The organism is Luteolibacter arcticus (assembly GCF_025950235.1).
Classification (GTDB): domain Bacteria; phylum Verrucomicrobiota; class Verrucomicrobiia; order Verrucomicrobiales; family Akkermansiaceae; genus Haloferula; species Haloferula arctica.
On sequence record NZ_JAPDDT010000012.1, the window covers coordinates 75668 to 89236 of the forward strand.

The 13569-nt window shown below is 63.7% G+C and carries 13 protein-coding genes; 9 read left to right on the forward strand and 4 right to left on the reverse strand.

Annotation, left to right across the window (positions count from 1 at the left end; genetic code table 11):
• Window positions 1-12 precede the first annotated feature (12 nt).
• Window positions 13-1566 (reverse strand): Ppx/GppA phosphatase family protein, encoded by a 1554-nt coding sequence (locus OKA05_RS21375; protein ID WP_264489230.1) that lies wholly within the window; start codon window positions 1564-1566, stop codon window positions 13-15.
• Window positions 1567-1679: 113 nt separating this feature from the next.
• Between OKA05_RS21375 and OKA05_RS21380 the strand changes: the two genes are divergently transcribed.
• The 4 genes from OKA05_RS21380 to OKA05_RS21395 are packed head-to-tail and all read left to right on the forward strand — an operon-like array spanning window position 1680 to window position 4386.
• Window positions 1680-2501: a polyphosphate kinase 2 family protein gene (locus OKA05_RS21380; protein ID WP_264489231.1), complete on the forward strand. Its 822-nt coding sequence runs from the start codon at window positions 1680-1682 to the stop codon at window positions 2499-2501.
• 1 nt (window position 2502) lies between these two features.
• Window positions 2503-2916, forward strand: a complete 414-nt coding sequence (locus OKA05_RS21385) for a hypothetical protein (RefSeq protein ID WP_264489232.1) — start codon at window positions 2503-2505, stop codon at window positions 2914-2916.
• A 52-nt stretch (window positions 2917-2968) separates the two neighbouring features.
• Window positions 2969-3883 carry an alpha/beta hydrolase gene (locus tag OKA05_RS21390; protein WP_264489233.1) on the forward strand — a complete coding sequence of 305 codons (915 nt, stop codon included), beginning with the start codon at window positions 2969-2971 and terminating at the stop codon, window positions 3881-3883.
• Between the two features lie 50 nt (window positions 3884-3933).
• Window positions 3934-4386, forward strand: coding sequence for a hypothetical protein (locus OKA05_RS21395; RefSeq protein WP_264489234.1), 453 nt, complete (start codon window positions 3934-3936; stop codon window positions 4384-4386).
• Between the two features lie 130 nt (window positions 4387-4516).
• Here the strand turns inward: OKA05_RS21395 and OKA05_RS21400 are convergent, their stop codons facing one another.
• Window positions 4517-6190, reverse strand: a complete 1674-nt coding sequence (locus OKA05_RS21400) for a serine hydroxymethyltransferase (RefSeq protein WP_343226987.1) — start codon at window positions 6188-6190, stop codon at window positions 4517-4519.
• 216 nt (window positions 6191-6406) lie between these two features.
• Here OKA05_RS21400 and rpe point away from each other — a divergent pair, with 216 nt between their 5' ends.
• From rpe to dgt, 4 genes are read left to right on the forward strand one after another with little or no spacing between them, the layout of a single operon-like run.
• Window positions 6407-7075, forward strand: coding sequence for a ribulose-phosphate 3-epimerase (gene rpe / locus OKA05_RS21410; protein ID WP_264489235.1), 669 nt, complete (start codon window positions 6407-6409; stop codon window positions 7073-7075).
• Between the two features lie 52 nt (window positions 7076-7127).
• Window positions 7128-8087 carry a hypothetical protein gene (locus OKA05_RS21415; RefSeq protein WP_264489236.1) on the forward strand — a complete coding sequence of 320 codons (960 nt, stop codon included), beginning with the start codon at window positions 7128-7130 and terminating at the stop codon, window positions 8085-8087.
• Between the two features lie 5 nt (window positions 8088-8092).
• Window positions 8093-8938: a peptidylprolyl isomerase gene (locus OKA05_RS21420; RefSeq protein ID WP_264489237.1), complete on the forward strand. Its 846-nt coding sequence runs from the start codon at window positions 8093-8095 to the stop codon at window positions 8936-8938.
• A gap of 42 nt (window positions 8939-8980) precedes the next feature.
• Window positions 8981-10267, forward strand: coding sequence for a dGTP triphosphohydrolase (dgt, locus tag OKA05_RS21425; RefSeq protein ID WP_264489238.1), 1287 nt, complete (start codon window positions 8981-8983; stop codon window positions 10265-10267).
• Between the two features lie 247 nt (window positions 10268-10514).
• On the opposite strand, the gene OKA05_RS21430 is transcribed toward dgt, so the two are convergent.
• Together OKA05_RS21430 and OKA05_RS21435 are read right to left on the reverse strand one after the other, a co-directional pair.
• Window positions 10515-11078, reverse strand: coding sequence for a hypothetical protein (locus OKA05_RS21430; RefSeq protein WP_264489239.1), 564 nt, complete (start codon window positions 11076-11078; stop codon window positions 10515-10517).
• Complete coding sequence (locus tag OKA05_RS21435) at window positions 11075-11356, reverse strand: hypothetical protein (RefSeq protein WP_264489240.1); 282 nt, start codon at window positions 11354-11356, stop codon at window positions 11075-11077. Before OKA05_RS21435 ends, OKA05_RS21430 begins: the two co-directional genes overlap by 4 nt.
• A gap of 85 nt (window positions 11357-11441) precedes the next feature.
• Between OKA05_RS21435 and OKA05_RS21440 the strand changes: the two genes are divergently transcribed.
• On the forward strand, window positions 11442-13550 hold the full coding sequence (locus tag OKA05_RS21440; RefSeq protein WP_264489241.1) for a RecQ family ATP-dependent DNA helicase: 2109 nt from the start codon (window positions 11442-11444) through the stop codon (window positions 13548-13550).
• Window positions 13551-13569 lie beyond the last annotated feature (19 nt).

Genomic DNA, 13569 nt, shown 5'->3' on the forward strand with positions numbered 1-13569 from the left:
TGCCATCTTTGGCTACCCCGCGTCATCGATCACGACTTCGAGGCCGAAGACCTGCTCGAACAAGTCCGCCTTCGACGCCATGGCGAGACGCTCCACTGCCGCGTCATGCAGACCGGGAAGGGCGAGTCGCAGGCGGCGGTCGTCGCGGCGGACGATGATTTCATGCACCCGCTGGTCGTGCGTCCGCTCCAAGGCATCGGCGACGCGGAGCAGGGCGGACAGCTTCGCGACGCGGATACGATCGACGGTGTCGAGGTCGCGGTAGTTCGGGTGATCGGTGCGCGGGCCGGAGTGGCGGTGGTAGCGGGCGATCATCGCGATCATGTTGATATCGAGCCGGTCGAGCCCGAAGATCTCGCTGTTGAGGATGATGTATTCCGAGTGCTTGTGGTGGGCGCGCGGGCTGACGAAGGTGCCGACCTCGTGGAGGATCGCGGCGACTTGCAGTAGCATGGCATCGTGCTTGGTCATGCCGTGCAGGTCCTGCAGCTCGGTGAAGAGGTGGTGGCAAAGCTTCCCGACATGCTCGCCGTGCCGCGGGTCGGACTGATAGCGGGAGGCGAGGATTTTCGCGGAGCGCAGCACTTCCTGGTCCAAGGTGCCGGCGAGGCTGCCTGAGACCAGCAGGTCTAACAAGATGCCCTGCTCGTAGTCGCTCGCAGGGACGTGAAGTTCCTTCAGGCCGAAGGTTTCGGCGATGGCGAGGTTGGTCTCCAGCGCCGGCAGCAGCGCCTCGGCGGTCTGATAGTCGATCTGGTAGCGATTGACCAAATCCAGCTCGCTCATCTGCGAGGCTTCGACCGCGAGCTTCTGAAGCGCCTTCGTGGAGACCGCGGTGCCGGCGGCTCCTTTGGTGAGCTGGCGGGCGATCTGTTGGATTTCGTAGCCGATGACGACCAGCCCTTCGAGCGTCACGTCGTGGTAGTCGAAGCGCATCTGGGCGAGGTTGCCGGAGGTGTGCTCGCGGATCACGCGCAGCATGGATGGGCCTTCGGCGTGGGATGCGTCGGTCGCCTCCCTGGTGCGGTGCGTGCCCAGCCGGTAGCTGGTGTAGCGGGTGATCGCTCCATCCTGGAACAGCAGCGCGCGGGTATTTCCGGGGCCGACGTGGACCACCAGCGCGCAGCGGCGCTTCATCGCCGGGGTGTCTTTCAGGCGGCGGCGGGTCTTGAGATAGATCAGCCGGGTCATCTCGCCGTCGTCGATCGGATTGATCGACAGCCCGCAGGCGATGCGGATGCGGTTGAGGAAAATATCGTGATTGGTGGCCTCGATCAGGATGTTCGTCGCCACCGCGCGGGTCACCTGACGGCCATCGGCCCCGTATTCCGAGAGCGCGTGCTGATAGTCGTGGAGGATCTCGACGATGCGCTCGGTGGTTTCCGCGCTGACTTTTCCGTGGCGGAAGACGTCGCGGGCGAGGGGGGCTGGCTGCTCCAGGAAATCCACGGCCTGGTGGGTCCCGTCCGGCAGGGTTTCCGCGACCATCATCGACACGGAACTCGCTCCGACGTGGATCGCGGTGACGAGCGAACCGGGGGCGTCGGAGACGGGCGTGGCAGGCATCGCCCGAAGACAGCGCGGGAATCCCCGGCTTTCAATGACGAATGTGTGACGGACCTTTCCGAAAACGAGTCCATGCTTGCCAGTGTGGCAGCTCGCCCGGAACATGCAGCCCGATGAAAATCGGCGACGCGCTGAAACACTACCGGGTGAAACCTGGCGACAAGGTGGCCCTTTCCGCCATCAATGCGGCCGACGCCTCGCTCTACGAGGGCGGCAAATCGGCCTCGCTGGAGCTGTTTGACGAGCTGCGCGACGAGCTCCAGGAACTGCAAAAGGTTCTCTACGCGCAGAACAAGCACCGCGTCCTCATCGTGCTCCAGGCGATGGACAGCGGTGGGAAGGACGGCTGCGTGAAACACGTTTTCTCCCGCGTGGACCCGCAGGGCGTGAACGTGAAGGCCTTCAAAAAGCCGAGCGAGGAGGAGTTGGCGCACGATTTCCTGTGGCGCGTCCACCAGCACGTGCCGGGGAATGGCCAGATCGTCATCTTCAATCGCAGCCACTATGAGGACATCCTCGCGGTGCGGGTGAAGAAGCTTTTCGGCGACGAGGTCTGGAAACGCCGCTACCGCCATGTGATTGAGTTCGAGCGGATGCTGGCGGAGGAGGGGACCACGATCATCAAGTTGTTCCTCCACATTTCGAAGGACGAGCAGAAGCGCCGGCTGGAGTCGCGCCTCGCCAACCCGGCGAAGTACTGGAAATTCAATCCCGACGATCTCTCCGACCGCGCCCGCTGGGATGATTTCCAGAAGGGCTACGAGGATCTCATTGAGAAAACGAGCACCGACCAGGCGCCGTGGTTCATCATCCCCGGCGACCGCAAGTGGTACCGCAACCTCGTAGTGGCCCGCATCATGGTGGACGTTCTGCGGGGCTTGAAGATGGAGTTCCCGACGGTGAATTGGGACCCGCGATCGGTGGTCATCGAGTGACATGAAGCGCCGCTCTTTTTCCTACATCGCCTTTTCCGCCCTGCTCGCTGCCTGCGGTGGTGGCCTGAAGCCCAACCCGCCGCCGGCGGAGGTGGAGCTCGATCCCTACCGGCCGGTGATGGCGAACCGGATCAATACCGTGCTCTATTCCCGCCGCTCAAAGGAGCAGATGCTGCTGGATCTCGCGGCTCTGGGTGTGATGGTGGGAATGAAGTTCGCGGACTTCAAGGAGGAGAGCAAAATCGACGATTGGTTCGGCGAGGAATCGGAATTCCTGCCAACGCGCTACACCTCCCTGACCTGCGGGCTTTCTCCGGTGGTCGATCCCGACGGCAAGATCATCGGGCTCTACCGGAATCGGAAGCTGATCGACGGGAAGATGCACGAGGAGATGGCGCTCCGGCCGGAAGGCTGAGGCTTGCGACAGATTGCCAGCTTCCCGGCGTTATGTAGGGTATGGTGAGGAAATGAACCGGCCCGGAAATACCAAGCGCAGGAGGATCAAGCGACGGCTTGCGATTGCCGGAGTCGTGCTCGCTGTGCTGGGCGTGGTTTCATGCGGGTTCACCACGCGGCTCGTTTCGGAAGCAATCGTGCAACCGGCGCGAAAGGGCGTCGCAGCCCCCTTGCCGGAGGATTTGGCCGCCCGAACTTTCGTGTTGCCGGACAAGGTGGAGATGCGCGTTTGGGAAGCCCGCCCGAATGAGCTGCCGAAGGCGGCAATGCTGGTGCTGCACGGCGTTTCCGACTCGAAAGCCAGCCAGGTGGAAACCTTGCGCTACCTCGCCCGCCGGGGTGTTTTTGCCCTGGCGCCCGATTTCAGGGCCCATGGCGACAGCGGCGGTAAGTTCGCCACCTACGGCTATCTGGAGAAGAAGGACCTCACCCTGCTGCGCAAGGTCGTCGAAAAGGAGTTTCCCGGCATCCCGGTCGGACTATGGGGCACTTCGTATGGGGGTGCGGTCGCCTTGCAGGCGATGGGCGCGGACGAGAATTTCGACTTCGCCATCATCGAGAGCACGTTCGCCGACCTGCGTGAAATCGCGCGGGATCAGGTCACCATGCGGACCACGCTGCCGGTCAGCGGACTCGGTCCCTATTTCGTCAATGAAGCCGGCAAGCTGGCCTCCTTCGACCCCAGCGAGGTCGCCCCGGAGCGGGCGATCGAGAAGGTCCGGGCACCCGTGCTCCACCTGCATGGTGAAGCGGACGAGCTGATCCCGATTTCCCAAGGCTGGCGCATTGCCAGCCATGCGAAGGGCTCCAACTACCGCTTCGTCCCGATTTCCCGGGGAACGCACTATCACCTGCGGGCGGGTGACCCGGCGAAGTACAAGCGCGAGGTGGATGCGTTTCTGGACCGGATGGTGGATGGGAGGTGAAGGGATTGATTGCTTGTCCTCCAATGATGATCCATCAACACAGGTAGCCCATGAAAACCATTCTCGTCGTATTGGCCGCCTCGAATGCCTTGGCTTCAGGCCGCATCGGGGAGACCGCCGAGCAACTCGAGAGGCGTTACGGCAAACCAGTCCGAACCACTCACAACAGTAATTATTACGAAAAGGACGGCATCTCTATCACCACGGTCATGTGGAAGGATCGCTGCCATCTGATCCATTTCAGTCCGGTCATCTCCCCCCAGGACAACACGAAGAACTTCGGGATGAACCGGGGCAAGCTCACAAAGGAACAGATCCAGTCCTTCCTAACAGACAATCCGGCGGGAGTTAAGTGGGAAGGCACCGAGGGGTCCTTCACCAGCAGCGATCACAAGTTCACGGCTCTCGCCAGCTCGAACGGCGTGGTGATCCAGACAGTCAGCTTTCTCAATCACGCTCCGCAAGGCACCGCTCCACGACGCCTTCCGATTGCGATCAGATAAGATCATTAGGAACCGGCCACGGACGGGATGCGCTCCAAGCATGGGTGTCCGGCCTTCACGAGGCAAGAAGACGCCCCCGAGGCTGGGCGGGCCAAGGGGGCGTATGAAGTTCAGATGATCCTTAGGCGGCTCACCGCGGCATCGGGAACGCCCGGTTGAAGGCGAAGACCTTGTCGCGGATGGCGTGGAGTTTGGCTTCGTCACCGATGGCGGCGAGCGCTTCGGCGATGAAGTCGGCGACTTGCTCGACGTCCTTTTCCTTCATGCCGCGGGTGGTCACGGCCGGGGTGCCGATGCGGATGCCGCTCGGCTTCATCGGGGTGCCGGTGTCGAAGGGGATGGTGTTCTTGTTCACCGTGATGCCGGCTTCATCGAGGGCGTGGGAAGCTTCCGATCCGTTGAGACCCTTCGGCCGGAGATCGACCATCATGACGTGATTGTCGGAGCCGCCGGAAACGATGCGGAGGCCGTGATGGGTGAGGCGCGCGGCGAGGGCCTGCGAATTCTTCACGACTTGCTCCTGGTAGCTCTTGAAGTCGGGCTTGAGCGCTTCGCCGAAGCAGACGGCCTTGGCGGCGATGACGTGCATCAGCGGGCCGCCCTGGATGCCGGGGAAGACCTGAGCATCGATCTTCTTCGCGAACTCTTCCTTGCACAGGATGATGCCGCCGCGCGGGCCGCGAAGGGATTTGTGGGTGGTGGAGGTGACGAAGTCGGCGTGCGGCACCGGGTTCGGGTGGACCCCAGCGGCGACGAGGCCGGCGATGTGGGCCATGTCCACGAACAGGTAGGCACCGACTTCGCGGGCGATCTGCGACATGCGCTCGAAGTCGATCACGCGGGAGTAGGCGCTGGCACCGCAGGTGATGAGCGCCGGCGTTACTTCGCGGGCGAGCTCGGCGAGGTGATCGTAGTCGATCCGCTCGTCATCCTTGCTCACGCCGTAGTGGGTCACGTCGTAGAACTTGCCGGAGAAGTTCGCCTTGTGGCCGTGGGTGAGGTGGCCGCCGTGCGACAGGTCCATGGTGAGGATCTTGTCGCCGGGCTTCAGCACGGAGAAATAGACGGCGGTATTTGCCTGCGAGCCGGAGTGCGGTTGGACGTTCGCGTGCTCTGCGCCGAAGATCTGCTTGGCGCGGTCGATCGCAAGTTGCTCGACGACATCGACGTTATCGCAGCCGCCATACCAGCGCTTGCCGGGGTATCCTTCGGCATACTTGTTCGTCAGCACGGAGCCTTGGGCTTCCATGACGGCGGGCGAGGCGAAGTTTTCCGAGGCGATCAGCTCGATGTTGTTCCGCTGGCGCTTTTCCTCGGCGACGATGGCGGCGTAGATCTCGGGGTCGGTCTCGGCGATGCGGGACCCGGAGGACTTGCAGACGCGGGCCTCATGGCGGCCGCCTTCGAAGCCGGTGGCGAGGAAGGCATCGGTCATCGCCGTGGCGGTGGCGACATCGACGGTCTTGCCGCCGAGGCAGAGGACGTTGGCGTCGTTGTGCTGGCGGGTGGTGATCGTTTCCTCGACGGTGCGGACATTGGCGGCCCGGACGTGGCGGTGGCGGTTGGCGGCTATGGAAACGCCGACGCCAGAGGTGCAGCAAAGCACGCCGAAATCCTGGGTGCCGTCGGAAACCGAGCGGCCGACGAGATTGGCGAAGTCCGCATAATCGACCGAGTCGGGACCGTGCGTGCCGAAGTCGGTGACCTCGTGGCCGGCGGCCTGGAGGTGGGCAACGAGGGCATCCTTGAGGTCAACTCCGCCGTGATCGGCGCCGAGGGCTATACGCAGGGACTTCTGGCTCATGGTGGTCGGCTTGGGGCGGGAGGGAAATGGACCGAGGGGCCGGGAAATGCAACCCCCGAGAGAACCAGAATCCCTCCCGTGACCGGATCATGCGCCGGATGACGCGGAAAGGGCCAAGGGAAGGCCCGGTGGCGGGCGGGCATTCCCGAATTCGCGCTGTCATGCCTGCCTTTCTTGGCGCTTGGCACTCCCTCCGGGGGACTCCACCTTCCGGCCGTGATTCCGCCGACCTGCCGCGACCGCGTCATTGCTCCCTCCCTGCTAGCTGCCGATTTTTCCCGCATCCGCGAGGAAGTGACCCGCGCCATCCATTCGGGGGCCGATTGGCTCCATCTGGACGTGATGGACGGCCACTTCGTGGACAATATTTCCTTCGGCCCGGCGGTGGTGCAGGCGGTCCACGAAACGAACGACATTTACCTCGATGTCCACCTGATGGTCTCCCGGCCGGATCATTTCCTGCCGCGCTTCGTGGCCGCCGGGTCGGATATGATCACGGTGCACGTCGAGGCGCACCACGATGTCGCCGCGACCCTCCGTGCGATTCGCGACGCCGGTTGCAAGGCCGGTCTGGCCCTGAACCCGGCGACCCCCTTTGACCACGTGGTGCCGCATTTGGAGAACATCGACCTGCTGCTGTGCATGACCGTGGTGCCGGGCTTCGGCGGGCAATCCTTCATGCCGGAAGTGCTGCCGAAGATCGAAATGGCGGCAAAATACCGGGACGAGCGCGGCCTCGGGTATCACATCGAGGTGGACGGCGGCATCGACGCCCTGACCGCCGCCCGCTGCGGGAAAGCCGGGGCAAACGTCATGGTCGCCGGTTCCTCCACCTTCCGCGCGCCCGATATGTCGCTGGCGGTGAAGGAAATCCGCGAAGCCTGAAAACGGACGAATTTTTCGCCCGGCGGCGCTATTATCGTGTCCATTTGATCTCATGAAACCCGTTGTCGCCATCGCCACCGCCCTGCTGAGTTTCGCCGCCGGCTGGGTGCTCAAGCCCACACCGGATGCGGTCCCGGACGGATCGACCGCGGAGAACGGCACCACCAAGTCGACCGGCAGCGGTCGCGGAGGGGAAGGGGATGGATCGCTGGATGGGAAATCCCACGTTCGCGCCAAGCGCCCGCTGGTGCTTCCGGCGCGCGGCGGGGGTGCCGTTGAGCCCGATGCGGCCACCGTGTCGGCTCAGGTTCGCTTTCAGGAAACCTTCGGCAATGCTTCAGGCCGCGCCGACAATGCCCGGCTGTCCCGTCTGGCGGAAGCCCTCGGCCTGAGCGCCGAACAGCGGGAGACGCTGGCGGTGCTATTGGCCAACCGCCGCGACGGCTTCCGCGAGCTACAGGGCGGCGGCAGCAATCCGGCTGAATCCGTCCAGCAGGCCAGCCTTTCCGAGCAGCGGTTCATGGAGGACGTGAAAAAGCTGCTCGATCCCGAGCAGGTGGCCGCGCTGGACGATTTCAAGCAGCGCGAAAAGGACAACGACATCGAGGCGAAGGCGCAGCGCGACGTCGCCGACCTGATCGGGCAAGTCGATCTCTCCGAGGAGCAGCGCGAGCAGGCGCTGGAGGTGATGCGCCGGCTGAGCACGACCGCGGCTAGCAATCGCCCCGCGGGCTGGTCGCTGATGAACGAGTCCTTTGGCATGCTTGGTAATAATCAGGTGTCGGTGCTCGAAGACCTCGGTGGCGTGATGAACGATCCAGCGGTCATGAACGACCCGCAGGAGATTCAGCGCCGGCTGATTGAGGCCCAGCGGGCCACCGCTGGCGCGAGAGTTTCCGCGCTGACCGCGATCCTGACCCCCGGCCAGCTCGCGCAGTACCGCGCCACCCTGGAAGCGCGCTCCTCGATGATGGAGGCGTTTACCCCGCCCCCGCTCAACCCGCCGCGCTGAGAGACATGCCGCGCGTCAATGGCGAACCCATCGATCCCACGCTGATCGAGGACACTTTTATCCGCCTGAAGGCCGAGGCGGAAATGGCCAGCGAGGTTTCCTGCTGCGAGCGCGATGGCGAATTCCGCGAGCGGGCCGAAGAGGAAGTCATCGACGGCATTCTTCTTGCCCAGGAGGCGGAGCGCCGCGTGCCGGAGCCTCCGGCCGACGAGACCCGTACGGCCTTTGAGGATACCTTGCGCGAATGGCGTCGCCACGGTGCTTCGTGGGACTTGCTGGATGCCCAGCGCGAATCGCTGCGTGCCGAAACGATATCGAGGCTTCGGATGGAGCGCTTCACCGGCGGCCTGTGGAAAGAGCTGCCGGAGCTGGGCTACGAGGATCTTCGTAATTGGTACGGTGAGAACCTTACCCGCTTCCGCACGCCCGCCGCGGCGAATGTGCTTCACCTTGTCCGCTTCCCGGAAAGCCCGGACCCGTGGGACGATTACGCTGCCATGCTCGACTTCCGCCGCCGTGCGCTGGAGGGCGAGGATTTCGCGACGCTGGCGACGGCCCACACACAGAAGAAGGGGGGCGAGACCGATCTCGGGTGGATCGAGCAGCAGCGTCTGCTGAATCCCTTCGAGGCGATGTTGTTCTCCCTGCACGAGGGCGAAGTCAGCCCGGTCTTCCACTACGAACAGGCCTACCATCTCGTGAAGGTCACCGAGGCCCGGGCCGCCTCGGTGCAGCCTTTCGAGGAAGTCGCGGACAGCATCCGCGAGGAAGTGGAGCGCGAGCGCCGCCTGCAGGTGCTGAAGGACCTCGCCGCCAAACTCCGCGCCACGGCAGTGATCGAGCAGGATTGAAAGGCTCGCCAAGGCCCGCCGCGGGCTTTAGCAAAGCCGTCGATGCCCAACCGCTTCTACGGCGCCTTCGACACCGAGCGATTTTCCGGGAAAGCCGACGCCGCGGATTTCCGCACGCCGTTCCAGATTGATCGCGACCGGGTGCTGCACACGCCCGCCTTCCGGCGCCTGCAGAACAAGACGCAGGTCTTCTGGAGCGGGGAGTATGATTTCTACCGGACCCGGCTGACCCACTCGCTGGAAGTCGCCCAGATCGGCCGCTCGATCTGCCACTGGCTGATTTCGCGGGGCGAATCGCTTTCCGAGGATTTCTTCATCGACCCGGATCTGGTCGAGGCGGCGTGCCTGTCCCACGACCTCGGCCACCCGCCCTTCGGCCACGCCGGGGAGAGGACGCTGAACCATCTGATGGCTCCCTACGGTGGCTTCGAGGGGAATGCGCAGACGCTGCGGCTGCTCACCGAGCGGATCTTCTCCGCCAAGCGCACCGGCATGGATCCTAGCCGCGCCTTTCTCGATGCGGTGCTGAAATACAAGTCGCTGTGGAGCGAGCTGAAGAACGCCGACAAGCTGCCCGAGCACCACTTCCTTTACGACTTCCAGCACGCGTGGCTGGACTGGGCGATGGGCGGCAATGACTTCCCTGCCGAGCTGCCGCCGGGCAAGGAGCGCGATTCCTTCAAGTCGATCGAGTGCCAGGTCATGGACTGGGCGGACGACACGGCGTATTCGCTCAACGACCTCGCCGATAGCGTGCGCGCCGGCTTCCTGCGTATCGAGCGCATCGAGGCGTGGGCGGAGAAGAACGGGGCCGAGGTGAGCGATGGCACTCCACTGGGCGAACTCATCGCCTCGATCCGCAAGCGCAAGGTGGATCCCTTCGTCGGCTCGCGCATCGGTAAGTACATCCGCGCCACCACTCTCACCACTGACACCAACTTCCTCAGCGGTGCGAGCAATCGCTACCGCTTCCGGCTCCTTGTGGACCCCGCGTTAAAGGCGGAGTCGAAGCTATTCAAGAAGCTCGCCTTCGAGGTGGTGTTCCTGTCCCCGCAGCTCAAGCAGCTTGAGCACAAGGGCAATCACCTGCTCCACGGGCTGTGGGACGTTCTGGTGAAACGCTACGTCACCGGCAAGGACATCGACGGCCAGACCTTCCAGCTCCTCCCCGAGGACGCCGCCAGCGAGATCGAGCAGGCGGACACCGAGGAGAAGAAAGCCCGGCTCGTCTGCGACTTCCTCGCCGGCATGTCCGATGGCTACGCGGCGCGGATGTACAAGCGTCTTTTCACCCCGGACTTCGGGTCGATCGGGGATTTGATCGGGTAGGGGTGGATAGTAGGCGCGGTGTTGACACCGCGGAAGCACTGGAACTGCCGGCATTCGGGGACCACTCCGCACTGTTACCAGTGCACCTACGGGAAACGAAAGGCGACGCGAATTGGTGGGCGGCATCTTCCCTTTGCTTCGTCAGGGTAGGCGCGGTGGTGACACCGCTGAAGCACTGGAACTGCGGGCAATCAGGGACCGTTCCGCACTGTCACCAGGTGCACCTACGGAAATGAAAGCAGATGTCTCATAGCGGCGGGATCTCCGCCAAGACACGGCGCAGGCGTTCCGTGGTGGCGTGGGTTTCGCACCACTTTTCGATGTAGGCCATGTCGAGGTTTTCGGGGCCCTGCACGGCGAGCACGTCCCGTGCGTCATCGAGGTCTTTCGGACGGGCCCAGCGGAGCTTTTGGACGACGATGTCTTCGGCGGTGGGGACATGAATCTCGCGCCCGAGAATCGGGACGTAAGTTCGGGTGCGGCGGGAGAATTCCGACTGAACGAAGGGATCATCAAAAATCTCGAAAAGCTCGACCTTGTAAGCCGGGATGGTCGCCGACACTCCGACCCAGCGTTTGCCCCAGGTGAGGGTGTCGAATTGCACCTGAGGATCGAATTTCACAAGCGGCTGGAATGCCTCCATGAGCTGGCGGATGCCACGATCTTCATCGGTGGCGACGAGGAAATCGACATCCTTGGTCGCGCGGGGGATGCCGTAGGTGCCAGCGGCGATCGCCCCCACAGCCATGTGGGGAACTCCGCTTTCTTCGGCGATCTCAAAGAGGCGGCCTGCGAGTTCTTCGAGCTTCATCGGGAGGCCGGAGGAGTGGTGGTGTAGAGCGTCGCGTCATGGACCTTGGCGAGCCGGTCGAGCGACCGGCGGACCTCTTGCCAACCGGCCTCGGCGTCATCGGTGCCGAGTCGCTTCATTGCCCCGCCGTGCATCAGGTGAAACTGGAAGGTCGAAAGCTCGAAGACATCCGAGCAGCGTTGGCCCGACGTCATGGCCCGCGCCCGAAGCACCTTGTCCCGGTAAATCGCGTCCTGAAGTTCCTTCAGCGCGGCGGGGTTGTCGTGCGGGTTGGTCATCTCGGCTTCACCTTACGGAGAAGGTCCGCAGCCGACAACCCCGGCTTGACCCGGTGCCGGGGATTCGTTCATCTGAACACATTCCGTGCCTGCTGCGCCCGCCAAAGTCCTGATCCAGACGCCGCTCGATGCGCTGAAGAAGCACTTCGGCCACGGCGGCTTCCTCGATGGCCAGGACCGGGTGATCGAGCAGATCACCAGCGGCCGCGATGGTCTGGTGGTGATGCCCACCGGCGGCGGCAAGTCGCTGTGCTACCAGCTTCCCGCGTTGTGCTTCGAGGGCGTGACGCTCGTGGTCTCGCCGCTGATTGCGTTGATGAAGGATCAGGTGGATGCCTTGGTCGCGAAAGGCATCCCCGCCACGCTGATCAATTCCACCGTGGCGTGGGAGGAGCAGAAGGACCGGCTGGACGGCATGCGGTCGGGCAAGTGGAAGCTCGTCTACGTCGCGCCGGAGCGCTTTCGCGCAGAGTCGTTTCTCAATGCGCTGAAGGGCGTGGAGGTCTCGCTGCTGGCAGTGGATGAAGCGCACTGCCTCAGCCAGTGGGGTCATGATTTCCGGCCGGACTACATGCGGCTGGGCAAGGCGCTCGAGAAGATCGGGCGGCCGCAATGCATTGCGCTGACCGCCACCGCCACGCCGATTGTTAGAAACGACATCCTCGAGGTGTTGAAGCTGCGCGATCCCTTCGAGGTGGTCAGCGGTTTCTCGCGGCCGAATCTTTCGCTAGCAATCACGCAGGTCGAAAAGAAGCAGCAGAAGTACGACCGCATCCGCGACATCATCGGCGCGCACAAGACCGGCATCGTCTATTGCGCCACACGGAAGAAGGTGGAGGAAGTCGCCGAAACGCTCGCCGCCTGGCGCATCAAGTCCGTTGCCTACCATGGCGGCATGAGCGATGCAGAACGAAGCGATGCTCAGAATATCTTCCTCGCGAAGAAGGCCGATGTGGCCGTGGCGACGAATGCCTTCGGCATGGGCATCGACCGCTCCGACGTGCGCTTCGTGATTCACTTCGAGGTGCCCGGCAGCGTGGAGGCCTACTATCAGGAAGCCGGCCGTGCGGGCCGCGATGGCGAGGCCGCGGCCTGTGAGCTGCTCTTCAACTACGCGGACACCCGGACGCAGGAGTTTTTCATCGAGGGTGCGAATCCCGGCGCACAGACGATCCGCGAGGTTTACCAATATCTCCTCAACACTGCCGACAAGGAGTACGAGATTCATCGTAGCATCGAGGACATCACCGAAGGGGCCGGCCTGAAGAACTCGATGGCGGTCAGCAGCGCGCTCGCCACGCTCGGTCGCGCGGGCTATATCGAGCGCTTCGATGTCCCCGGCAAGCGGATGCGCGGCACCCGGCTGAAGAAGCCCGATGTCTTCGCCCGCGCGCTGGAGATCGACGAGGCGGCGCTGGAGGAAAAGGACCGGCGCGACCGCGACAAGCTGAAGTCGATGATCGATCTCTGCTATGCCCGCGTCTGCCGGCAGCAGTGGATCCTCGCCTACTTCGGTGAGGACGATGCCGATACCTGCGGCACCTGCGACATCTGCCGCAGTGGCGAAAGCCACGAGCTCCGTGCACCGACGGCGGAGGAAGACATCGTCGTGAGGAAAGCTCTCAGCGGTGTTGCCCGGATGTCCCGCAAGACGGCGTCCGGCTGGGAAGGCAAGTTTGGCCGCGGCAAGATCGTGCAGATGCTCTGCGGCAGCCGCTCGCAGGAGATTCTTTCGGGCGGCCTCGATCAGCTCAGCACCTATGGCATCCTGAAGAACCAGGGCACGGGTTATCTCAATGCGCTCTTCCGCTCGATGGGCGATGTCGGGCTGGTGCGCGTGGATGCCGGTGAATACCCGCTGCTCACGCTCACCGACCTCGGCGAGAAGGCCATGCGCGGTGCCGCGAAGTATCGCCTCGCCTGGCCGCCGCCGGTGGCCTCCGGCCATGTCGAGTCGCTTGCCGACCAAGGCTTCGATGCCGGGCTCTTCTCGCAGCTCCGCGACCTGCGCGCCCGCCTTGCCAAGCGCGAGGATGTGCCGCCGTATGTCATCTTCAGCAACAAGACCCTCGAAGCCCTGTGCCGCTACCGGCCGAAAACCATCGAGGAGGGGCTTGCGGTTCCCGGTATCGGGGAATCGAAGGCACAGCGGTATCTGCCGCGGTTCTTGGAGATCTTGAAGGAGTGGAGGTGAATCGTCCCGATTCCGGGTT